The organism is Limosilactobacillus sp. C0001E2, from assembly GCF_056590915.1.
In genome coordinates, this window is record NZ_JBWPXC010000003.1 from 12,840 (window position 1) to 35,401 (window position 22,562).

Genomic DNA, 22,562 nt, shown 5'->3' on the forward strand with positions numbered 1-22,562 from the left:
TTTCATGTTAAAATATGATTATTAGGTAAGCAGGGGGAAGAGAAGTATGGGATCACCGGTATACATTCAGATTCATAATCAACTGCGGTCGAATATTGAGAATGGCAAATGGCACGTTGGCCAAAAAATACCGGCCGAACGAGAATTGGCCACTGAATTTGGGGTTAGTCGTATGACCCTGCGCCAAGCTATTCAAACCTTAGTTGATGAAGGGGTTCTGGAACGCCGCGTTGGTTCGGGTACATTCGTTGCTAACCAAAAGGTCCAGGAGAAAATGTCTGGCGTGACCAGTTTTACGGAGCTAATGCAGGCGATTGGTAAGGTTCCTTCGAGTAAGACCATTTCTTACCATTTAACGATTCCATCGGAAAGCGAGGCGGAAAAGCTAAAGCTATCTGATGGCGAACGGGTCCTGCGAATGGAACGGGTTCGCTATGGTAGTAAGGTCCCAATTTGTTTTGAAGTGGCAACAATTCCGGCGTCCCTGATTACTGACTTTAGTAAGGATGAGGTGACCTCTTCTTTTTACCGGACGTTAGCAGAAAAGGCTAACTTGTATCCGGGACATGCAGTGCAAAAGGTTTCCGCCACGAATGCAACGGAAAAGATTGCTGAGTACTTAGATATTCGCCGTGGTGACGCCCTTTTGCGGATGACCCAAATTTCCTACCTACAAGATGGCCGGCCATTTGAGTATGTCCATACCCAATACGTTGGCAACCGTTTTGAATTTGTTCTTGAAAAATAATCGTTTAATCATAACAGCCGGATTAGTAGCTGGGATGTTACTTACCGGCTGTTTTTAATTTGAAGGAGAAAATCATGAAATTCCTATATCCAGATGATAGTCCAGCTTTGCACACGGATGCTTACGAACTCACGATGATGCAGACGTATTGGCAGCAGGGGATTGGCAATCGGCGGGCCGTTTTTGAAACGTTCTTCCGGAAGATGCCTTTTGAAAATGGTTATGCAGTGTTCGCGGGCTTAGATCACATCATCCGGTATATTAACCAATTGCACTTTACTGACTCTGATATCGAATATCTGCGTTCTACTGGTCAATTTAATGACGAGTTTTTAGATTACCTCGCTCATTTTGAATTTCACGGTAATATTCGCAGCATGGCGGAAGGTGAGCTGGTCTTTAATCATGAACCGATCGTTCAAGTTGAAGGGACCCTTTTAGAAACTCAGTTAGTGGAAACGGCCATTTTGAACGTCATCAATTATCAAATTATGGTGGCCACCAAGGCGGCCCGGATCAAATCGATTGTTGGTGATCAAACAGTCATGGAATTTGGGACACGACGGGCTCAAGAATTTGATGCGGCACTTTGGGGGACCCGGGCGGCTTACATCGGCGGCTTTGATGCCACAAGTAATGTTCGCGCCGGAAAGCTATTTGGGATTCCAATTTCAGGGACGCATGCTCACGCGCTAGTGCAAACTTATCGAAATGACTATGAAGCTTTTAAGGCGTATGCGCAAACTCATCACGATTGCGTTTTCTTGGTAGATACCTACGATACGTTGAAGAGTGGGGTGCCAAGTGCCATTCGAGTTGCTCGAGAAATGGGTGACCAAATTAACTTTGTCGGCGTCCGGATTGATTCCGGTGACATGGCCTACCTTTCCAAAAAGGTGCGGGAAATGTTGGACGACGCTGGCTTCCCAGATGCTAAGATTATTGTTTCCAATGACTTAGACGAAAAGACCATTTCTAATTTGAAAATGCAGGGCGCCAAGATTGATACTTGGGGAGTTGGTACCAAATTAATTACCGCATTCGACCAACCAACCCTTGGTGCAGTCTACAAGATGGTGTCCGTAGAAAACGATGCGGGCGAGATGGTGGATACGATTAAGCTTTCGAATAATGTTGCCAAGATGTCGACTCCTGGGAAACACCAAGTGTGGCGGATTACGGATCGGCAGGATGGCAAGAGTGAAGGGGACTATGTCACATTAAGCGATGAGGATCCACGGCAACTCGATTCGCTATTTATGTTTGACCCGAACTACACATTTTTAAACAAAACGGTGGTTGATTTTGAAGCCCGACCACTTTTGCAAGATATCTTTATTGATGGTCAGCAGGTTTATACCGAACCTAGTTTGGAAGAAATTCGCGCGGCCAAGCAGCACCACCTTGATAAATTGTGGGATGAATATAAACGGGATTTGAATCCAGAAGTGTATCCAGTTGATCTCTCACAAAAGTGCTATGACAATAAGATGAAGATGATCCAACAGATCCACGAAAAGGTCCGTAAATTACATTAGGAGTTGACAGTGATGAGCGATCTACAAGCAGCGATTATCAAGCAATTAAAAGTATTGCCACAAATTGATCCGGCCACGGAAGTCCAGCGGCGAATGCAGTTTGTGATGGACTATCTGAAGTCTACAGGAATGAAAACATTGGTGTTGGGAATTTCTGGTGGACAGGATTCCTCATTAGCGGGCCGGCTATGCCAAATGGCGGTGGAAAAGCTACGTCAGCAAACTAGTCAGCAATATCAGTTTATTGCCGTGCGGTTACCATATGGTGAACAAGCCGATGAAGCGGATGCCATGAGTGCAATCAATGATTTTATTCATCCAGACCGCACGATTCGGGTCAATATTAAACCCGCAACGGATGCAATGGTCGCGGCCCTAACAACAGCAGGGAGTCACATCTCCGATTTTAATAAGGGCAACATTAAAGCGCGACAGCGGATGATTGTGCAATATGCCATTGCCGGTGAATTTGGTGGCGCAGTTGTGGGAACGGATCATGCTGCCGAAGCAGTGACTGGCTTTTACACGAAGTTTGGTGATGGTGGGGCAGACCTAACACCGCTCAGCGGTTTAGATAAGCGTCAAGGACGGGCCTTAATGGAATATTTAAAGGCTCCGGCCCACTTATATGAAAAGACGCCAACCGCCGATTTGGAGGAGGATCGCCCCGCATTGCCGGATGAACAAGCCTTGGGGGTCAGTTATCACGAAATTGATGATTATTTGGAAGGAAAAGAAGTCTCAGCAACCGCCGCACAGACGATTGAAGGATGGTACACGAAGACACGTCATAAACGTCACCTTCCAGTAAGTCCCCATGATGAATGGTGGAGAAAGTAAGTAGACAGGAGAAATTGATGGAAACTAGCGTAATTAAAGCAGTCACGACTGCAATGCCGGAACTTAAAGCCCACCAGATTGAGGCGGCTTTAAAATTAATGGATGAGGGGAATACGATTCCCTTTATTGCCCGTTATCGAAAAGAAATGACGGGGACCTTGGATGAAGTTCAACTTCAAGGGATTCAGGAACAATACCACAAGGCTAATGAGCTGTTTGAACGGAAACAGTCCGTCATTAAAAGTATTGAAGAGCAAGGTAAGTTAACTGCAAAGCTAAAGACGGCGATCTTAAATGCGGAAGACTTACCAAGTGTGGAAGACTTGTACTTGCCATACAAGCAAAAGCGCCGCACCAAGGCGCAAATTGCTCGTGAACATGGGTTACAACCACTAGCTAACTGGCTTTTATCCTATCCAGATGAAGATTTAGCTACGCGGGCAGCAGAATTTGTCAATGAAGATGTGGAAACTGCTGAAGATGCTTTAGCTGGCGCCCACGAAATTCTTGCTGAAGCGATTAGTGAAATGACTTCCGTCCGGGGATGGCTGCGTAACTATACTGTTAATCATGGTGAAGTTCACACGGCACTCAAGAAAAACGGTGAGGAGCATGATGAACTCAAGGTCTATCAACAATACTATGATTTTTCCTCACCAGTTAAGGAAATGACTTCTTACCGAACATTGGCAATCAACCGAGGAGAGAAGGAAAAGGTCCTACGGGTCAGTGTGGTTTCGGATGAACAAACAGTGCTGAATTACCTCCAGTTCCGTTTGATCGGCTCGCATGCTGAAAATGACGCTACTAAATTTGTTGAGGAAGCAGCGGCGGATGCCTATAAGCGTTTCTTACAACCGTCGATTGAACGGGAAATGCGGCGGCAGCTAACTGATGCGGCGAACGAGCAAGCCATTAAGGTCTTTGGCGAAAATCTGTATAACTTATTAATGCAAGCACCAATCAAGGGCAAAGTGGTTCTGGGCTTTGACCCAGCCTACCGGACTGGATGCAAGCTGGCGGTAATGGACCCTAACGGGAAGCTTTTAACAACCGCGGTAATTTATCCGCATAAACCAGCTCCAGAAAAGGAGCGGGCATTAGCAGAGGGGCAACTGATTGATCTGCTAAACAAGTATCATGTTGAAATGATTGCCATCGGGAATGGAACGGCCAGCCGAGAATCAGAGCAGTTTGTGGCGGCGGCTTTGAAAAAGATGGATCGGCAGGTCTACTATGTGATTGTGAACGAAGCTGGAGCGTCCGTTTATTCTGCGAGCCAAGATGCGCGGGATGAATTTCCTGATCTGCCGGTTGAAAAACGGAGTGCCATCAGTATTGGTCGGCGGCTCCAGGATCCGTTGGCCGAGTTAGTTAAGATTGATCCCCAAGCGATTGGGGTTGGCCAATACCAGCACGATTTACCAACGACGGAATTAAAGGCTGAATTAGCTGCGGTAATTGAACGGGCTGTTAACCGGGTTGGAGTTAACTTAAACACCGCTAGTTACCAACTGCTAACGTACATTTCAGGGTTATCAGCAACGATTGCCAAAAATATCGTTGCCTACCGGAATGAGCATGGTGCTTACACGAATCGGACACAATTAAAGAAGGTGAAACGGTTAGGACCAAAGGCTTACCAACAAGCGGTTGGTTTCTTACGGATTATTGATGGTGAGAACCCGTTAGATAATACTGATATTCACCCCGAAAGTTACCCATTAGCCGAGGAAATCTTACAAGCAGCTGGGGTATCCCTGGATGAGTTGGGAACTGACTCAGTAAATGCTAAGTTGCAGAAGCTGGATGATCAGGAATTTGTCAATGATGAACATGGTCTGGCGACAGTGCAAGATGTTGTCGCTGATTTGCAAAAAACAGGACGTGATCTCCGTGATTCACTTCCAGCACCACTATTACGGACTGATGTGATGACGATGGATGACTTAAAACCAGGGATGAAGTTACAAGGGACCATCCGTAACGTCGTCGATTTTGGGGCGTTTGTGGATATTGGTGTCAAGCATGACGGGTTAGTGCATATTTCTCAATTAACCAAGAAGTTTATTCGGGATCCCCGTCAAGTTGTTGCCGTTGGTGATATCGTTGATGTTTGGGTACTCTCAGTAGATCATGACCGGCAACGGATTCAATTAACAATGATTGAACCGGGAAGTAGTAAATAGTGACTAACGAACAGTTACAAAAATTGACGGAACAGCTTTCCCAGCAATTCTTTCACCAGCCATTCCGCCATCAAGTGGTCTTTAATCGACGATTACGAACAACTGGTGGGCGTTATCATTTAGGAGATCACCATATTGATATCAATCCGTTAATGTTGGAAGAATTTGATGAAGAGAACCTTAAGCGGGTTATTCTTCATGAACTGTGTCATTATCACCTGCATCTAGCGGGGCGTGGTTACCGCCACCGAGATCGGGACTTCAAACGGTTGTTGCAAGCAGTTGGTGGTTCACGGTACGCCCCTGCTACCAGCAAGGCTAAACGACACCGGAATTACCGTTATTTATATCGTTGTCAGGGTTGTGGCGTTTTGCTGCCTCGGCAGCGGCGCTTTAATACCAATCGGTTTCATTGTGCCCGTTGTGGCGGACGGTTCCGACTGGAAAAAGAAAGAAAAGCGAAAAAATAGTTGTCAATGAATGGTATTTTTGATATGATACTATTTGTTGATGCGGCCATGGCGGAATTGGCAGACGCGCAAGATTAAGGATCTTGTGGTCGTTTAGACCGTGGAGGTTCGAATCCTCTTGGCCGCATAACAAAGGATCATGACGAAAGTCATGGTCCTTTTTTTGTACTTAAATTTGAATGATTAGCGATATAATGACCATAAGAAATAAAAGGAGTGATGAGCACGTGGTTAAGATTAATCGAACTTTTGTTGAAGGCTTAACTCTCGAAGAAAAAGCAGCTTTAGTCACTGGGCACGACTTTTGGTTTACGGCAACTGTTCCAGGTGTGGATAAAATGATGATGACGGATGGCCCGTCCGGTTTACGTAAGCAGGCGGATGATGCCGATGCCCTAGGCTTAAATGATAGTGTGGATGCCGTTTGTTTCCCATGTTCAGCACTCACAGCCAGCTCTTTTGATGATGATATGTTAATGCAGTTAGGCGAGAATCTGGGGATTGCGGCTAAAGCAGAACGGGTCGGAGTACTTTTAGGACCCGGTGTGAACATTAAGCGTAGTCCCTTAGCTGGAAGAAACTTTGAATACTTCTCAGAAGACCCACTGCTAGCGGGACGAATGGGAACGGCTTACGTGAAGGGTGTGCAAAGTCAAGGAGTTGGGGTCTCGGTTAAGCACTTTGCGCTTAATAATCGTGAAAACCAACGGTTCACGAATTCATCCAACGTGGATGAGCGGACGATGCGGGAGATCTACCTGGCTCAATTTGAACGGATAGTTAAAGAAGCTCATCCGGCGACCATTATGTGTTCTTATAATAAGGTTAATGGTACTTTAAATTCACAGAATCAACGCTTGTTGACCAGGATTCTTCGTGATGAATGGGGCTTTGATGGATTAGTCATGTCCGACTGGGGTGCGGTTGCGGATCACGTAGCAGCTCTTCAAGCGGGCTTAGATCTTGAAATGCCTGGTAAGGGAGCAGCTTCAGTTGATGAGATTGTTGAAGCGGTTAAGGATGGCCGACTGGATGAAGAAGTACTGAATAAGAGTGCTTTGCGGGTGCTGTGGATGGTGGCCAAGTGGCACACCAAAGGGGCAGTCGAATCATATGATAAAGATGCTCATCATGAATTTGCCCGTAAGTTGGCAGATGACAGTATTGTGTTATTGAAGAATGAACACCATGAGTTGCCACTGGATAAGCAGTCTTCACTGGCAGTAATCGGCGAATTAGCGGCCCGGCCACGGTATCAGGGTGGTGGCAGTTCCCATGTCAATGCTCATCAGGTGGTAACACCGTTATCAGCCATGCCCCAAACGGCTAGTTATGCTCAAGGTTATCAGCTATCTAACGATGTGGTCGATGATGATCTAACGGCGGCTGCTGTGAGCCTCGCTCAGCAAAGTCAGCAAGTCGTTTACTTTATGGGGTACCCAGAAGAAATGGAATCTGAAGGTTTTGATAAGAACACAATTGACCTGCCAGAAAACCAAGTGGCCTTATTGAACAAACTGGTTCAAGTCAATCATCATGTGACGGTTGTCTTACAAAATGGATCTGTTGTGGCAATGCCGTGGGCAGATCAGGTCAACGCCATTGTGGAAACCTACCTTGCTGGGGAAGCCGTTGGTGAAGCTACTTGGGATATTTTAACGGGGAAGGTGAACCCCTCTGGTAAACTTAGTGAAACTTTCCCACTGCGGTTGACGGATAACCCAACTTATCCCACCTTTGATAGTGAGCAGAATGAAGAAAATTATCATGAAGGACTATTTGTTGGGTATCGCTATTATGATAGCAAACAGCTGCCGGTACGCTTCCCATTTGGGCACGGTCTTAGCTACACCACGTTTAGTTACCGTGATTTAAAGGTGGAAGTCAAGGATGACCAAGTCCAAGTTGAATTTCAGTTGACGAATACCGGAGATATGCCAGGTCGCGAGGTTGCGCAAATATACGTTGGAAACCGGGTTAGCAAGGTTGAAAAGCCAACTAAAGAATTGCGTGACTTTGTGAAGGTGAGCCTTGAACCGGGAGAAAGCAAGACGATTCGTCGGACATTAGAACGGCGCGCATTTGATTGGTATAACTCCACTGAAAAGAGGTGGGAAGCGGATAATGGCCGTTATGAAATTTCCGTCGGTAGTTCAGTCGAAGATATTCGGCTGCAGCAGAGCTTTGACTATGAACTTGGGCAAGATCCGCTTCAAAAGGTGACGGAGGAAACGTATGTGGCAGACATAGTTAACCACCAATCGCCGAAAATCAAATCTGCCTTGGAGCAAACAGGCCTAGGGCGTCAATTAGCGGCCATCCTCCAATCAGATAGTGCGCAGATTTTTGAAAATATTCCATTACGCTCATTAGTGATGGCAGATATTGATCCACGAATGGTTCAGAAATTTATTGAATTAGCGAATGCATAATAAGGATAATCAGGAGCGTACGCTGTCCATTGAAGATGGCGTACGTTTTTAGTTACTTTTCAATCTCAATGATGGTGGTAAAATAAGACCATGACGAAAGGGGAGAAAGCAATGGCAACGTTAGTGATGGTGCGACATGGGCAAAGCCAAGCCAACTTGGATAATGTCTTTACGGGGTGGAGTGATTCACCTTTGACGGCTAAAGGAGTTGCCCAAGGTCACCAAGTCGGTCAAGAATTACGCCAACGTGGATACTTGTTTGACGATGTTTATACCTCATACATGCGCCGTTCGATTATGACGGCTAACATTGTTCTGGATGAAATTGATCAGCTGTACTTGCCAATCCACAAAACGTGGCGGCTGAACGAACGTCATTATGGTGCTTTGAGTGGGCAAAATAAGGCGGTCGTGAAGCAACGCGTCGGAGCAGAGCAACTCCATCGCTGGCGTCGTGGATATACTGAAGTTCCACCGCGGTTAGCCCATCGCCAGCACGAACGGCGCTATGATCGCCTCGGCGTTCAAGAGCCATTAAGCGAGAGCCTCCAGATGACGTTGCAACGAATTTTACCGTACTGGCAGGACCAGATTGCTCCCCGTCTCTTAGATAATAAGAACCAACTAATTGTTGCTCATGGTAGTTCGCTCCGGGCGCTAGTTAAATACATTGAGCAGATCCCTGATGATCAGATTGATCAAGTGGAAGTACCAAATGGTCAGCCAATTGTTTATCAATTTGATGAACGGCTGCAGTTAATGAACAAAGAAATTTTGAAGGAGAATTAAGATGCCAATTCATGAGCTTAAAAATAACCCCACGATGAAGGGCCAGGTGCGGTTGATTGAAAACGTTGTTTACTCAGCGGTTGATGGCGAAGCCGTTAAAATGGACATTTTGGCACCCTGGTCACAACGCTATGATTATCTCACCAGTGAACCCCGGCCTCTGATCGTTTTTGTACAGGGGAGCTCCTGGCGATTACCGACAATGGGGGAAGAGATTCCACAATTAGTACAGTTCGTGAAAGCTGGCTACATCGTTGCGACAGTGCAGCACCGGAATTCACTGGATGGACACGCTTTCCCAGCCTTTTTAGAAGATGTGAAGACCGCAATTCGTTACTTGCGGACGAATGCAGATAAATATTCCATTGACCCAAAGCGGGTCGCTATTTGGGGCACTTCGTCCGGAGCAAATGCTGCCTTGTTGGTTGGGTTACCGGCCAATGATCCCCGCTATAAAACGGCTGAATATGAAGATCAGTCAGATGCCGTTAATGCGGTGGTAAGCTGCTTTGCGCCGACGGATGTGATCGATACATTCAAGAATGCTGATCGGGTTCCAGGATCAGATATTTTGCAATACTCGTTATTTGGTCGTGACAAGAGTAAGTGGGACCAAATCAAGCGTCAAATGAGCCCGTTGTATCAGGTTAAAGCTGGGCAGCAATACCCGCCATTCCTTTTAATGCATGGTGATGCTGACCAAGTGGTCCCGTACCACCAGATGGAAGAAATGTATGATGTACTGCAACAACATGGGGTGGCAGTCGAAGCGTACCGGGTTAAAGGAGCCAATCATGAACGTGATTTCTGGAGTCAACGGATTTATGACCTTGTCAAAGAATTTTTGGTTCCAGTGGAGCATCCAGAGCAGGAAGAATAGGAGGCTTTTAGATGAGTAAACGATTATTAACGGATTTTGTACCAAGTAACTATCAAGTCTACCTGGATATCGACCGTCAAGCGAAGACGATTAAAGGAATTACAACAATTACCGGTGATGCCCGCCAAAAGCAAATTGCGGTGAACCAAAAATTTTTGAGGGTTGATGAAGTAACCGTAAATGGTCAGGCAGTTTCCTTCAAGGTTGATGATCAGGCGGAAACCATCAGTTTACCGGTTGAACAACCGGGAGCAGTTACGGTCCGGATTGCGTACCACACTGATTTAACTGATACGATGATGGGGATTTATCCATCGTATTACCAGGTTAATGGTCAACAAAAGGAACTAATCGGCACCCAATTTGAAACAACGGCCGCGCGGCAAGCCTTCCCGTGTGTCGATGAACCAGCCGCTAAAGCAACCTTTGATTTAGCAATTAAGTATGATGAACAACCAAATGAAACGATTATTGCTAACATGCCCGAAGAAAAGGTCGCGGACGGGGTGCACTACTTTAAGCGGACAGTTAAAATGTCTACGTATCTGATTGCCTTTGCGTTTGGCGAGATGCAAAAGAAACTTACCACCACGAAGAGTGGGGTCCAAGTTGGTGTGTTTGCGACGAAAGCGCACCAACCGAAGGAATTAGACTTTGCTCTGAACATTGCTAAACGGGAAATTGAATTTTACGAAGACTTTTATCAGACGCCATATCCACTAGAACATTCTTGGCAACTGGCCTTGCCAGACTTTTCCGCGGGGGCAATGGAAAACTGGGGATTAGTAACGTACCGGGAAGCATATTTATTGCTAGATCCAGATAACACAACCCTCGATAACAAGCAATTGGTAGCGACTGTAATTACCCACGAATTAGCACACCAGTGGTTTGGTGATCTAGTTACGATGAACTGGTGGGATGATCTCTGGTTAAACGAAAGTTTTGCCAACATGATGGAGTACCTCTCTGTTGACGCAATTCATCCGGAATGGAAGATTTGGGAAATGTTCCAAACCAGTGAAGTGCCAATGGCTTTGCAACGGGACGCGACCGATGGAGTTCAGTCTGTTCACGTGGATGTCGATAGCCCAGCGGAAATTGACTCCATTTTTGATGGTGCCATTGTCTATGCTAAGGGTTCGCGGATGTTGGTTATGGTCCGGTCACTATTGGGCGACGATGCGTTACGAAAGGGCTTAAAGCAGTACTTCCAAGATCACCAATATGGCAATGCACAAGGTGATGACTTGTGGACTGCCCTTGGCAAGGCTTCTGGAATGCAGATTGGTGACATTATGCATTCATGGTTGAACCAACCGGGGTATCCAGTGGTAAGCGCGTCAGTTGTTGATGGCCATTTGAAACTCCATCAGCAACAATTCTTTATCGGTGCCGGGAAGGACCAAGGTCGTTTATGGAAGATTCCGTTGAATGCCAACTATGATGCTGCACCAGAGATTATGGATAATGCTGATATCGACTTAGGTGATTACCAACAATTGCGGCAGGCGAATGGGCAACCATTCCGCTTGAATGTCGGCAATAATTCACACTTTATCGTGAAGTATGATGAGACGTTGCTCAACGATCTTTTGGATCATGTAGATGAGCTCGATCACATTACTCAGCTGCAATTATTACAAGATTTACGCTTGCTGGCGGAAGGAAATCAAGTTACCTACGCGTCAATTGTTCCATTACTAGCCCGCTTTAAGGATAGTCATTCAGCCATTGTCAATACGGTCCTGTATCAGATTGCGAATGCCTTGAAGAAGTTTGTTGAACCGGGAACGATGCAGGAAGACAATTTACGTCAATTGTTTGATCAGCTCAGTCACTACCAGGTAGAACGGTTAGGTTGGCGTCCGGTTGCTGGAGAAAGCAATGACGATCAATTAACCCGGCCACTTGTACTAATGGCTTCCTTGTACGCCAAGAATCAGGCTGCCATGCAAAGCGCTCATGAACTCTTTGAGCAGACAGCTTCTTTGGCAGAGTTACCAGCTGCGGTGCGGCCAGCGATTTTACAAAATGAGGCTGAGAACTTTGGTACCACTGAGTTGTTCGGCCAGCTGATTCATGAGTACCAAACGGCAACCGATCCTGGTTTAAAACAAGACTTATGCTTGGCAACCACTAAGGTCACGGATCCAGAATTATTAGCCCACTTGGTTAATCAATTTGAAGACGCAAGTTTGATCAAGCCGCAAGACTTGCGTGCTTGGTACCGAGGGGTGTTAGCAAATAATGCCGGTCAACAGTTGGCCTGGGATTGGCTACGGAACGAATGGAACTGGCTCGAATCTACTGTGGGTGGTGACATGGAATTTGCCACTTTTATTACCGTTACGGCTGGGGTGTTCCATACACCTGATCGGTTGGCAGAGTTTGAAGAGTTCTTTACTCCAAAACTTGATACTCCTGGTTTAACCCGTGAAATCCAAATGGATACGAGCGTTATTCGGAGCCGCGTTAACCTCGTGGAAAGCGAAAAGAACGGGGTCAATGTCGCAATTGAAAAGGCGGTTCATTAGTAAAGTGCATACTAAAAGGCGATCAGCATTTTTTGCTGGTCGCCTTTTTCAGTCAAATTATTTAAGCTAAAGTTCCCATTGGGTCCCATGGCTTCAGCACGATTGGTTCTTGAGCCGCCGCTTGCTTTAATTGATCGCTAAGGTATTTCTTATTGATCACGATTTGGTAACAGTATTGGTCCATCCAGGAATCACTCATAACGAAGTAACCCTTGGTACCAACTTTTGGACCCCAGGAATTTTCGACCTTCCACTTGGTTGATCGATCATTGACCAGGTCAACTCCCGTTAGAACCATGGCGTGATCCATCATGCTTTCTCCATAATCTAAGGCTTCCGCCTTCGTCATGGTTAATTCTGTATCAAAGAGTTTTTCATAATCGTAAGTATTCAAAGCCATCAGGCCATGCTTGGTGTTGGAGTACTTAATGACGTCTGATCCAAACCAAACGCTTTCGCCACCCTTTAACTGGTCGATTGCTAACTGCTTAAAATCGGCCATTGATAAGTTAAGGTGCTTAACTTGACGACCACCAACAACGTTTCCTAACATTTCGATTGTGTAAGTCTTACCATATTCCTTATCTGCCGTTGGGGCTTGGATGATTGAAATGTAATCATCCAGGTTCCAGCCAACGTACTTTTTAAAGAATTCTTGAGGAGTTAGATCTGCGTCGCGATGGTATTCTTTATCCTTCTTTGTCCGGTATTCAAAGTCAAATTTAGTTACTGGTTCGCCAAATGCGTAGGCAAGCATCCGGTAAACGTTATTGAGCATTTGTTTACGAATGGAGTTGATTTCATCATCCGTTGCCTGATCATTGACTAGCTTCCGTAAAACGACCGCATCATGCCGGAGTTGGTTATTTAGGACCGCGTTAATTTCATTGGACCGGCTAGAATTGTATGATTCGGGCATTGCCGTCTTTGGCACGACACCGTACTTTTCGATGAGGGCGCACAGCATATCCCACTGGCCACCGTCTTGTTGCGGTGTTTCTAATAGCCAAGCTACTTTACGGTCACCAAGCGGCAATTGAGCGGTGTTAATAATGTTTTCGTAAAACCAGTTGGCTTTTTCAAATTTGTCCCAGAAAAAGGCATAGGATTGGGATAGTTCAAAGTTATCTGGCAAGTTAAACTTTTGCTGCATCCCATGACGCATCGTATTTAAAGCCGCAAACATCCAGCAACGACCAGATTGCTTTTGATCAGCGACGTCACCAGTAGCGAGGTCAATCGAAAAGACTGGTGCATCATCCGCGATGGAATGCCAATTAAAACTGGCGGCACGGACCCCATTCGTGGTGACCGCATTTTCTAAGACCTTCGCAGCAGGTCGGTTGTGATAATCTTGGGCAAAGTCTTGAAGATCATCATTAGTAATTTTAAAACTCACAAAAATCACTCCTTTAAAGATATTAAAGACCATTATACCGTATTTATTTAGTAGGGGTAGGAATCTAGGTGGTCGTTTTCGGTAATTTGGCGAACTGCTCGTGCAGGAACGCCGACGACTAAAGAGTTCGCGGGCATATCATGGGTCACTACTGCACCGGCACCGATCACACAACCGTCGCCAATGGTGACACCGGGGCAAACGGTCACGTTGCTGCCAAACCAACAGTTATTGCCGATATTAATTGGTTGTCCCAGTTCTAGATCAGTAAAGGTGCCGTCACTTTGCTGACGGGGATTACGTTGTTGCCAGCGAAGCGGGTGGGTAGCCGTGATTAGACTGACGTTAGGCCCTAGCATCACGTTATCACCGATGGTAATTGGACAGGTGTCCAAGACGGTCAGGTTAAAATTCGCATAAAAATGATCGCCAACGGTGGAAAAACGACCGTAATCAAATTGGATTGGCCCCTGCAGGTATGGTTCTTGCCCATGGTGGGGTATCAGTTGGTCAATGATTTGATTGCGGTGCGTCGTGTCTGTATCCCGTAATTGATTGTAATCTTGACAAAGCCGGTGAGCGATTTCGTGGAAAGCGTCTAATTCGGGAGAATCTGGTCGATAGGGCTGACCATTCAGCATTCTGCGTGTATTTTCTTCCATTATGAGTAAACTCCTTTTTCAGAAAACGCCCATCAGAATAAACTGATGAGCGTTGGAAATTAATAACTATTTAGTTGCGTGCAAAACTTCGGGACCGTTATCACGACCAACAATCACATCATCAACGCGATTCAGGAACAAACCATGTTCAACCACCCCGACGGTGTGAATGAGATCTTCCGCAAGGGCATGGGGATCATCGATTTGACCAAGGTGGATATCAATGATGAAGTTATTTTCGTCAGTACGGTACTTGTGGTCACCATCCATTCGCCAAACTGGCTTGTAACCCTTCTTTTCAAAGGTGTTAAAGACATGTTGAGCACCAAACGGAATGACTTCCACAGGAACTCCAAAGTCCCCAATCCGGGAAACTAACTTGGATTGATCAACAATCCAGATCTTTTTAGTTGAGGCGTTGTTAACGATCTTTTCCCAAAGTAGGGCACCACCGCCCCCCTTGATTCCGTTAAAGTCATCATCGACTTCGTCAGCTCCGTCGATACAAAGATCAATGTGGTCAACATCATCAATGTCCTTGATAGTAATACCAAGTGATTCAGCCTGCTTCGTAGTGCGGTTAGAAGTGGTTACCCCGACAATCTTGAGGCCCTCATTTTTGACCCGTTCACCAAGGGCGTCGACCATATAACGCACGGTTGAACCGGTTCCTAGTCCAACGATCATGCCGTCTTGAATGTACTTAACGGCTTCCTTACCCACTTGGGCTTTTAATTCATTTTGATCCATAATCATAATCTCCTTTTAAAATCGATCTTGTGGCAACAGGACGGATTGTGCTTCCGGATGCAACTTGAAATATTGCTTGGCATAGGGACACATGATTTTGACAATCCACTGCTTTGCTGCGGCAAGCTGAACAAAGCGTGCCATTAACTGGCTGGCGAGCCCTTGATGGCGGAATTCTGGAACCACAAAAACTCGTTCAACGACGACATGATTACTGTCAGGGGTTACCGGTGAGAAGCTGACTTCTCCGGCCCACTGCTGATCATCCGTCAGGGCACTAATATTGTCCTCGGCAACGACCAAGTGCATGCGAAACGCACTCCTTTCTAACGATCTCTTTTTGCACACTAAATTGTCACTGTTTTAATAATAAAAGTCAAGCAAAGTTCATGTTACAATTAATAAGTAATCAGATAAACGGGGTGAAATTATGCAACGCGGATTTAAAATTGTTTCGCATAAAGCAAAGGCGGGATTGCATCTTCCACAGCGGCAAACTAAACAAGCTGCAGGCTACGACTTTGAAGCTGCGGAAGACTTTGTTCTACCGTCCATTTGGAAGGGAAACTTTATTAAAACTTTATGGAAAATTCATCACCAGGACCAATTAACGGTGGATGATATTACTGCTGGTGATCAGAGTTTGAAGCCTTATCTGGTACCCACCGGCATCAAAGCTTACATGCAACCAGACGAGGTATTAATGCTTTTTAACCGGTCGAGTGGGCCTCTGAAACGGCGCCTGATTTTACCAAATGGCGTCGGGATCATTGATGCGGATTACTACGATAATCCAGCGAATGAGGGAGAAATCTTCGTTCAATTAATTAATTACGGGTTGACCGACTATCACATCAAAAAAGGTGAACGAATCGCGCAGGGAATCTTTGTTCCATATTTAACGGCGGATGAAGAAGAGCAACCACAAGCGGTTCGGGAAGGTGGGTTCGGCTCAACCAAAGAATAAGAGGGATTGGAATTATGGCAAAAGCCAAGACACACTTTGTCTGCCAAAATTGTGGCTACATTTCACCACGGTTCTTAGGCCGGTGCCCGAACTGTGGTCAATGGAATACGCTAGTTGAAGAAGTGGATCAGTCGACAATTAAGCAGCCGAAAACCACAACTACGACACTAACGGGGATTGTTGCTAAGCCCCAACGAATTAATGAAATTGATACCCAAAAAACACCACGGGTTAAAACGCAGCTTCATGAGTTGAATCGGGTACTTGGTGGGGGCATTGTTCCGGGATCGTTAGTACTAATTGGTGGTGATCCGGGAATTGGAAAATCGACCCTATTATTACAAGTATCCGGGCAATTAAGCCAAGAAGGACACTCGGTTCTGTACGTTTCTGGTGAAGAGAGTGCTAACCAAATTAAGATGCGGGCGCAACGTTTAGACGTGTCTGGTGATGATTTTTATATCTATCCGGAAACGAACATGGATAGTATTCGGGCTACCATTGATGAGATGAATCCGGAATATGTAGTCATCGACTCCGTGCAGACGATGCAAGCGACTGATGTGACATCCGCAATCGGTAGTGTTGCACAAATTCGGGCAGTGACGGCCCAACTAATGCAGATTGCCAAGGGCAAGAATATTACCGTGTTCGTGGTGGGCCACGTTACTAAAGGTGGCGTGTTAGCCGGCCCCAAGATTTTGGAGCACATGGTGGATACGGTTCTCTACTTTGAAGGGGATCTTCACCACACCTACCGGATCCTACGGTCAGTCAAAAACCGGTTTGGTTCAACCAATGAGCTAGGCATTTTTGAAATGAACGGGACGGGGTTGAAAGAAGTTGCGAACCCTTCCGAAATCTTTTTGGAGGAGCGACTCAAGGATGCTACGGGTTCTGCAGTAGTGGTTTCACTGGAAGGAACCCGACCGATTTTAGTTGAAATCCAAGCTTTAATTACCCCGTCCGTATTTGGCAATGCACAGCGGACCGCGACCGGCTTGAGTCGTAATCGGGTATCATTAATTATGGCTGTGTTAGAAAAGCGGTCTAATTTGCTATTACAAAATCAGGACGCCTACCTCAAAGCAGCGGGTGGCGTCAAATTGGATGAACCCGCAATTGATTTAGCCATTGCGGTGGCAATTGCCTCTTCGTACCGTGATAAAGGTACGAAACCTACGGATGCGTTCGTGGGTGAAGTTGGTCTAACGGGTGAAATTCGGCGGGTCAACCGGATCGAGCAACGAGTGGCCGAAGCAGCTAAGTTAGGTTTCAAGCGGATCTTTATCCCGAAAAATAACTTGCAAAACTGGACGCCACCGCAGAACATTGAAGTGGTTGGGGTAACTACCATTAGTCAAACGCTGCAATTAGCATTAGCATAATTGAAAGGAGGACACGTGATGAGAAAGGGAATTGTTCGATTAGTTTTTACGATTTTAGGAGCCGCAATTGGTTACTACTATTTACCACCTTTATGGCCAGCGATTGGAGTTCAGTACAACTCGGTATTAATGATTATTGCTGACCTCTTTATTGGTGGGGTGATTTTCTGGTTAATTTCACTAATTTCGATTGGTTGGATCTTAAAGTTGGTGCAGCAAACTGAAGATTACTTAACGCAAAAGAGTCCGTTATACTTATTCTTTGGGGCATTATTAACGATTATTGGCCTGATTTTAGCAATTTTAATTTCTATTCCACTATGGCGGACCCATATTCCGGTTGTTAACAACATTGTGCCAATCTTATTGATGCTGATATTTAGTTACTTCGGTTTCCGAATGGGGACGACCCGGTTGGATGACTGGCGGACTTTCCTGACAATTAAGCGCGGCACCAAGGATAACAGTCAAAGTGGCGAGGTCATCAAGCAACAAGATGCTAATTATCACCACTACAAAATCTTAGATACGAATATCTTAATTGATGGGCGGATTTATGACTTGGTAAAGACGGGATTTTTGGAAGGAACCTTGTTAGTACCGAACTTTGTGTTGTATGAACTACAATACATTGCTGATTCTGGCGAAAGTATTAAACGGGTTCGCGGTCGGCGTGGCTTGGATATTTTAAATAAACTCCGTCAGGAAAAAATTGTGCCCATCGAAATGTATGATGGTGATTTTGAAGATATTCCAGAAGTCGATAGTAAATTAATCGCCCTCGCTAAAAAAGTTGATGGGGTAATCGTAACCAATGACTGGAATTTAAATAAGGTCATTCAGTTCCAAAATGTCCAGGTTTTAAACATTAATAACCTTGCGAAGTCCTTGCGTCCACGCGTAATTCCAGGTGAACACCTGCACGTAACCGTTGCGAAAAAAGGAACGGAACGGCAACAAGGGGTGGCCTACCTTGACGATGGGACAATGGTTGTGGTTGAAGACGGTCGTTACTACATGAATGAGAATGTTGAAGTTGAAGTCACTAGTGCGCTTCAAACGGATGCTGGGCGGATGATTTTTGCTCGACCATTACATTCAGCCAAGGGAATTAGCAATGACCAAGACGATTCACATGATGATAAATAAAAAGTCGAGCAGATCAGGTGTGGAGTGCAAGCACTGATCTGCTCGTTTTTGTTTTTTGTTAGCAAAAAGAAAAGCCGTGGCTTGGGAGAACCACGGCTTGGTTTACGAATATCTTTGGGGAAGATTTCGTAAAGGAGTATTTTTCGGTTACTATTGGGAGGAGTAATTGAAAAATAATCGGTTTCGGTTAATTTGTAGTAGTTGTTTTCTACTACGGTTTATATACTAGCAACAGATTGTGAAGAAAGTGTGACCAAAAGGTAAATAATTCTTTGCTTTCAAAAAATTAGCGGAGAGAAGTGTGGTCGCGCGGTGAGTGTGGTACTATTAAACTATCAAAATTGGCCCACAAAGGAGTTTTACAGATGCTAAAAATATATAATACTTTAACCAGAACAAAAGAAGAATTTCGTCCAGTTCATCCCGGTGTGGTTAATATGTATGTCTGTGGGCCAACGGTATACAATTACATTCACATTGGTAATGCGCGGAGTGCGATTGCTTTTGATACGGTGCGTCGGTACTTAGAGTTTATTGGCTATCATGTTAACTACGTCTCTAATTTTACCGATGTTGATGACAAGATGATTAAGGCGGCTCATGAGCAGGGAATTACTGTCCCAGAATTAGCCGATAAGTATATCCGAGCCTTTTTGGAAGATACGGCGGCGGTCAATATCGAACCCGCCACAATGCATCCGCGTGCAACGGATAATATTCCAGAAATTATTGAATTTATTCAACGTTTAATCCAGCGTGGTTATGCCTACGCTGTTGATGGGGACGTTTATTATCGGGCCCGTAAATTCAAACATTATGGTCAATTGTCAGGTCAATCAATTGATGATCTGGAAGTTGGAGCCAGTGAACACGTTAGTGCTGATGAAGTGAATAAAAAGGCTGACCCAATGGACTTTGCTTTGTGGAAGGCAGCCAAGCCAGGCGAAATTAGTTGGGATTCACCATGGGGCGCCGGTCGGCCAGGTTGGCATATTGAATGTTCAGTGATGTCCACGAAGTATTTAGCCGATACAATTGATATTCATGCTGGTGGTCAGGATCTGGAATTTCCTCACCATGAAAATGAAATTGCACAATCAGAAGCGGCGACGGGCAAAAAATTTGTGAACTATTGGATGCATAATGGATTTGTAACGATTGGTAAGGACAACGAAAAGATGAGTAAGTCCTTGCATAACTTCATTACTGTTCACGACATTATTAAGCACGTTGATCCACAAGGATTGCGCTTCTTTATGGCAACGACCCAGTACCGGCGGCCAATCCAGTACAGCGAGGATAATTTAGTGGACGCTCAAAATAATTTAGCCCACATCCAAACAGCATTTAATAATTTGGAATACCGGAAAAACGATGCGACTGATGGTGACGACACCACGGTTGCTAATCAATTAGCTACTTTCCGGTCATCATTTATTGAAGCCATGGATGATGATATTAACGTTCAAAATGGGATTGCTGTCGTGTATGAATTAGTTAAGTTTGCTAATCGCTATACTGAAAAGAAGACGGTTGCTAAGGATGCGATTGGTAACATTCAAAAGTTATTGAAGGAACTGTTACTGATTTTTGGGGTTAAGCTAACGGCTACTGGTCAGATCGATGATGAAACGATTAAACAACTCATTGCGAAGCGAGATGAAGCGCGGCGGCAAAAGAATTTTGCTTTAAGTGATCAAATTCGTGATGATTTAAAGGCCCAAGGAATTATTATTGAAGACACGCCGCAGGGAACACGGTATAGAAAGGAATAGCATGGCAAAAGCGGATTATCGACAATTGAATGGAATTGCATTAGCCTATCTTGGTGATGCCGTATATGAAGTCACAGTACGGGAGCACCTTTTAAATCTTGGTATGACGAAGCCAAATCGTCTGCAAAAGAAAGCCACCGCATACGTTTCTGCCAAAGCCCAAGCTGGTTTGATTAAGTTAATGGAAGAACAATCTCTGTTAACTGATGAAGAATGGGAATTTTTTAAACGCGGTCGGAATGCAAATAGTTATACGCATGCTAAGCACACGTCTGTGCTGACGTACCGTATTTCAACGGGATTCGAAGCACTAATGGGCTACTTGCAACTATCTGGGCAAACAGAGCGGCTTGCAGAATTATGTCGATGGTGTATCAAACAAGTTGATTTAGGGAGGGTGCAATATGAACAATGAGACACCAGAGTTTGTGATCGGCCGTCACCCGGCCGTTGCGGCATTAAAATCGGATCAGGAGATCAATAAGGTCTTTATTCAAAAGGGATTACGCACTGACGCAATTGCCCAGATTATCAAACTTGCCAAAGAGCGGCACCTCGTTATTTCAAATGTTCCCAAAACCAAGCTCGATCAAATGGTTGATCATCAAAACCACCAAGGGGTAGCTTTAGCGGTGGCGGCTTATCATTACGCAACGATTGATGCTTTATTTGCTAATGCGCAGGCACATGATGAAGAACCGTTTCTGCTGATTTTGGATGAGTTAGCGGATCCGCATAATCTGGGATCAATTATGCGGACTGCGGATGCAGCTGGAGTGCATGGTATTATCATCCCTAAGCGCCGAGCCGTAGGTTTAACTTCCGTAGTGGCGAAGACTTCCGCTGGTGCCATTGAACGGGTTCCGGTAGCGCGGGTTACCAACCTTGTGCAAACCGCGAAGGAACTTAAAGCGCGGGGCGTTTGGCTGTTTGGTACAGATATGCAAGGGACTGACTATCGCCGTTGGGATGCTCAAGGAGCAGTAGCAGTCGTGATTGGTAATGAAGGGAAGGGAATTTCTCCATTATTAAAGAAGACCTGTGACGAAATGTTGACGATTCCCATGATTGGTCAAGTGCAAAGCTTGAACGCCAGTGTGGCAGCCAGCTTATTAATTTATCAAGGGTTCAGTTCTCGTCATCCATTAAAATAATTTGAAAAAAACAATCTAAGGAATGACTAGTTCTAAAGATTGTTTTTTCTTATCCAAAGATCAGAGACAAATTTTTCGTATTGTCTCTTTTAAAGAAGTTTGGTAAATTATTTGAGACAACTAACGAGTGACGGTCAAATTTTGCGACAGCGGTACTAAACGCAGGAGAAAAGCCGTCGTGGAACTAAGGTGAGAGCTGGTTCTATACCCCCGGTCAAGACGCTGTGACGGTGAGATGATTAGCTAGCTAATTTTCAAGTGGGTCCGTTAGGGGTTAGTGGAAAATGAGGTTGCGTCTAATGAGTCCAAGATTGATTCAAACAACCCCAGAGAGTGAACTAATTAAGCAGGTTGCGGGAAAAGATTCGGAAAGTTTTGTAATCTTGTATCGGCAATACTTACCATTAATTTGTAAATTATGGTATCAGTTTCGTTTAGATGAAGTACCATTGGATGATTGGAAACAAGAGGCAGCAGTTGTATTATATCGAACGGCTTGTTCCTACTCTTGCCATGAGTCCCGGTTTTGCTGGTACCTACGTCAGGCGCTCATGAATAAGATTCGGGATCTTTATCGACAGCAAGCTGCACAAAAGCGGATCCCGACGAATCAGGTTGAAATGATTACAGACGTTCAGATTGACCAGCGCTTGGTGGACATCGACTTTCAACCAGATGAGGTTAGCCATTTTCGGCTGCTGTACCAGCAGTTTTTGCAAGAGTGTTCCCATTTAGAAAAGAATGCCTTTTTGGGGATTAATTCTGGTGAACGCTTGGAAAATGTGGCTCGTCAATTATGTTGTTCGCCATTAACAATTCGCAGTGCCTTTGAACGCGCACGGAAGAAGTTTAAGCAGCGAATCCTTAATTAGTTCACAACGCTTGTTTGGAACAA

Annotated in this window: 20 protein-coding genes and 1 tRNA gene; 17 read left to right on the forward strand and 4 right to left on the reverse strand. The window is 45.2% G+C overall.

Annotated features, from left to right (window positions below):
* Positions 1-46 precede the first annotated feature (46 nt).
* The 10 genes from AC1EKL_RS03790 to AC1EKL_RS03835 all read left to right on the forward strand — a co-directional run bounded on the left by AC1EKL_RS03790 (position 47) and on the right by AC1EKL_RS03835 (position 12,423).
* Complete coding sequence (locus AC1EKL_RS03790; protein ID WP_480189623.1) at positions 47-748, forward strand: GntR family transcriptional regulator; 702 nt, start codon at positions 47-49, stop codon at positions 746-748.
* Between the two features lie 74 nt (positions 749-822).
* A complete protein-coding gene (locus AC1EKL_RS03795; protein WP_480189624.1) occupies positions 823-2,286 on the forward strand; it encodes a nicotinate phosphoribosyltransferase in 1,464 nt (487 codons plus the stop codon).
* A 12-nt stretch (positions 2,287-2,298) separates the two neighbouring features.
* Entirely contained in the window at positions 2,299-3,126 is an 828-nt protein-coding gene (gene nadE, locus AC1EKL_RS03800; RefSeq protein ID WP_480189625.1) for an ammonia-dependent NAD(+) synthetase, read from the forward strand.
* 17 nt (positions 3,127-3,143) lie between these two features.
* Entirely contained in the window at positions 3,144-5,315 is a 2,172-nt protein-coding gene (locus AC1EKL_RS03805) for a Tex family protein (protein WP_480189626.1), read from the forward strand.
* Positions 5,315-5,785: a SprT family protein gene (locus tag AC1EKL_RS03810; protein ID WP_480189627.1), complete on the forward strand. Its 471-nt coding sequence runs from the start codon at positions 5,315-5,317 to the stop codon at positions 5,783-5,785. The genes AC1EKL_RS03805 and AC1EKL_RS03810 overlap by 1 nt, the downstream gene beginning before the upstream one ends.
* A gap of 42 nt (positions 5,786-5,827) precedes the next feature.
* Positions 5,828-5,912: transfer RNA gene (locus AC1EKL_RS03815), tRNA-Leu, on the forward strand.
* A 100-nt stretch (positions 5,913-6,012) separates the two neighbouring features.
* Positions 6,013-8,217, forward strand: a complete 2,205-nt coding sequence (locus AC1EKL_RS03820; RefSeq protein ID WP_480190204.1) for a glycoside hydrolase family 3 C-terminal domain-containing protein — start codon at positions 6,013-6,015, stop codon at positions 8,215-8,217.
* 111 nt (positions 8,218-8,328) lie between these two features.
* Positions 8,329-9,006: a 2,3-bisphosphoglycerate-dependent phosphoglycerate mutase gene (locus AC1EKL_RS03825; RefSeq protein ID WP_480189629.1), complete on the forward strand. Its 678-nt coding sequence runs from the start codon at positions 8,329-8,331 to the stop codon at positions 9,004-9,006.
* Position 9,007: 1 nt separating this feature from the next.
* Entirely contained in the window at positions 9,008-9,886 is an 879-nt protein-coding gene (locus tag AC1EKL_RS03830) for a prolyl oligopeptidase family serine peptidase (RefSeq protein WP_480189630.1), read from the forward strand.
* Positions 9,887-9,897: 11 nt separating this feature from the next.
* The gene (locus AC1EKL_RS03835) at positions 9,898-12,423 is read left to right on the forward strand and encodes a M1 family metallopeptidase (protein WP_480190011.1); all 2,526 of its coding nucleotides are present in this window, start codon (positions 9,898-9,900) and stop codon (positions 12,421-12,423) included.
* Positions 12,424-12,484: 61 nt separating this feature from the next.
* Here AC1EKL_RS03835 and AC1EKL_RS03840 read toward each other — a convergent pair whose 3' ends face one another.
* From AC1EKL_RS03840 to AC1EKL_RS03855, 4 genes are all read right to left on the reverse strand, one after another.
* Complete coding sequence (locus AC1EKL_RS03840) at positions 12,485-13,822, reverse strand: C1 family peptidase (protein ID WP_480189632.1); 1,338 nt, start codon at positions 13,820-13,822, stop codon at positions 12,485-12,487.
* Between the two features lie 47 nt (positions 13,823-13,869).
* The gene (locus AC1EKL_RS03845; protein WP_480189633.1) at positions 13,870-14,484 is read right to left on the reverse strand and encodes a sugar O-acetyltransferase; all 615 of its coding nucleotides are present in this window, start codon (positions 14,482-14,484) and stop codon (positions 13,870-13,872) included.
* A gap of 66 nt (positions 14,485-14,550) precedes the next feature.
* Positions 14,551-15,234: a ribose-5-phosphate isomerase RpiA gene (gene rpiA, locus AC1EKL_RS03850; RefSeq protein ID WP_480189634.1), complete on the reverse strand. Its 684-nt coding sequence runs from the start codon at positions 15,232-15,234 to the stop codon at positions 14,551-14,553.
* A 15-nt stretch (positions 15,235-15,249) separates the two neighbouring features.
* A complete protein-coding gene (locus AC1EKL_RS03855) occupies positions 15,250-15,543 on the reverse strand; it encodes a GNAT family N-acetyltransferase (RefSeq protein ID WP_480189635.1) in 294 nt (97 codons plus the stop codon).
* A 121-nt stretch (positions 15,544-15,664) separates the two neighbouring features.
* Between AC1EKL_RS03855 and AC1EKL_RS03860 the strand changes: the two genes are divergently transcribed.
* The 7 genes from AC1EKL_RS03860 (at position 15,665) to AC1EKL_RS03890 (ending at position 22,539) form a co-directional block, all read left to right on the forward strand.
* Positions 15,665-16,201 carry a dCTP deaminase/dUTPase family protein gene (locus AC1EKL_RS03860; RefSeq protein ID WP_480189636.1) on the forward strand — a complete coding sequence of 179 codons (537 nt, stop codon included), beginning with the start codon at positions 15,665-15,667 and terminating at the stop codon, positions 16,199-16,201.
* A gap of 14 nt (positions 16,202-16,215) precedes the next feature.
* A complete protein-coding gene (radA, locus tag AC1EKL_RS03865; protein ID WP_480189637.1) occupies positions 16,216-17,589 on the forward strand; it encodes a DNA repair protein RadA in 1,374 nt (457 codons plus the stop codon).
* Positions 17,590-17,607: 18 nt separating this feature from the next.
* Positions 17,608-18,738, forward strand: coding sequence for a PIN/TRAM domain-containing protein (locus tag AC1EKL_RS03870; protein WP_480190010.1), 1,131 nt, complete (start codon positions 17,608-17,610; stop codon positions 18,736-18,738).
* A 365-nt stretch (positions 18,739-19,103) separates the two neighbouring features.
* Positions 19,104-20,513 carry a cysteine--tRNA ligase gene (gene cysS / locus AC1EKL_RS03875; RefSeq protein WP_480188491.1) on the forward strand — a complete coding sequence of 470 codons (1,410 nt, stop codon included), beginning with the start codon at positions 19,104-19,106 and terminating at the stop codon, positions 20,511-20,513.
* A 1-nt stretch (position 20,514) separates the two neighbouring features.
* Positions 20,515-20,928, forward strand: a complete 414-nt coding sequence (locus AC1EKL_RS03880; protein WP_480188492.1) for a Mini-ribonuclease 3 — start codon at positions 20,515-20,517, stop codon at positions 20,926-20,928.
* The gene (gene rlmB, locus AC1EKL_RS03885) at positions 20,918-21,667 is read left to right on the forward strand and encodes a 23S rRNA (guanosine(2251)-2'-O)-methyltransferase RlmB (protein ID WP_480188493.1); all 750 of its coding nucleotides are present in this window, start codon (positions 20,918-20,920) and stop codon (positions 21,665-21,667) included. The genes AC1EKL_RS03880 and rlmB overlap by 11 nt, the downstream gene beginning before the upstream one ends.
* A gap of 299 nt (positions 21,668-21,966) precedes the next feature.
* Positions 21,967-22,539 (forward strand): RNA polymerase sigma factor, encoded by a 573-nt coding sequence (locus AC1EKL_RS03890; RefSeq protein ID WP_480188494.1) that lies wholly within the window; start codon positions 21,967-21,969, stop codon positions 22,537-22,539.
* Positions 22,540-22,562 lie beyond the last annotated feature (23 nt).

What these genes read in the sequence shown, in the direction of transcription:
- AC1EKL_RS03845 (WP_480189633.1), bottom strand. Translation starts at nt 14,484, where the DNA reads ATGGAAGAAAATACACGCAGAATGCTGAATGGTCAGCCCTATCGACCA.
- AC1EKL_RS03795 (WP_480189624.1), top strand. Translation starts at nt 823, where the DNA reads ATGAAATTCCTATATCCAGATGATAGTCCAGCTTTGCACACGGATGCT.
- AC1EKL_RS03790 (WP_480189623.1), top strand. Translation starts at nt 47, where the DNA reads ATGGGATCACCGGTATACATTCAGATTCATAATCAACTGCGGTCGAAT.
- radA (WP_480189637.1), top strand. Translation starts at nt 16,216, where the DNA reads ATGGCAAAAGCCAAGACACACTTTGTCTGCCAAAATTGTGGCTACATT.
- AC1EKL_RS03825 (WP_480189629.1), top strand. Translation starts at nt 8,329, where the DNA reads ATGGCAACGTTAGTGATGGTGCGACATGGGCAAAGCCAAGCCAACTTG.
- rlmB (WP_480188493.1), top strand. Translation starts at nt 20,918, where the DNA reads ATGAACAATGAGACACCAGAGTTTGTGATCGGCCGTCACCCGGCCGTT.
- AC1EKL_RS03860 (WP_480189636.1), top strand. Translation starts at nt 15,665, where the DNA reads ATGCAACGCGGATTTAAAATTGTTTCGCATAAAGCAAAGGCGGGATTG.
- AC1EKL_RS03835 (WP_480190011.1), top strand. Translation starts at nt 9,898, where the DNA reads ATGAGTAAACGATTATTAACGGATTTTGTACCAAGTAACTATCAAGTC.
- AC1EKL_RS03855 (WP_480189635.1), bottom strand. Translation starts at nt 15,543, where the DNA reads ATGCACTTGGTCGTTGCCGAGGACAATATTAGTGCCCTGACGGATGAT.
- AC1EKL_RS03880 (WP_480188492.1), top strand. Translation starts at nt 20,515, where the DNA reads ATGGCAAAAGCGGATTATCGACAATTGAATGGAATTGCATTAGCCTAT.
- AC1EKL_RS03890 (WP_480188494.1), top strand. Translation starts at nt 21,967, where the DNA reads ATGAGTCCAAGATTGATTCAAACAACCCCAGAGAGTGAACTAATTAAG.
- AC1EKL_RS03830 (WP_480189630.1), top strand. Translation starts at nt 9,008, where the DNA reads ATGCCAATTCATGAGCTTAAAAATAACCCCACGATGAAGGGCCAGGTG.
- cysS (WP_480188491.1), top strand. Translation starts at nt 19,104, where the DNA reads ATGCTAAAAATATATAATACTTTAACCAGAACAAAAGAAGAATTTCGT.
- AC1EKL_RS03870 (WP_480190010.1), top strand. Translation starts at nt 17,608, where the DNA reads ATGAGAAAGGGAATTGTTCGATTAGTTTTTACGATTTTAGGAGCCGCA.
- rpiA (WP_480189634.1), bottom strand. Translation starts at nt 15,234, where the DNA reads ATGGATCAAAATGAATTAAAAGCCCAAGTGGGTAAGGAAGCCGTTAAG.
- nadE (WP_480189625.1), top strand. Translation starts at nt 2,299, where the DNA reads ATGAGCGATCTACAAGCAGCGATTATCAAGCAATTAAAAGTATTGCCA.
- AC1EKL_RS03805 (WP_480189626.1), top strand. Translation starts at nt 3,144, where the DNA reads ATGGAAACTAGCGTAATTAAAGCAGTCACGACTGCAATGCCGGAACTT.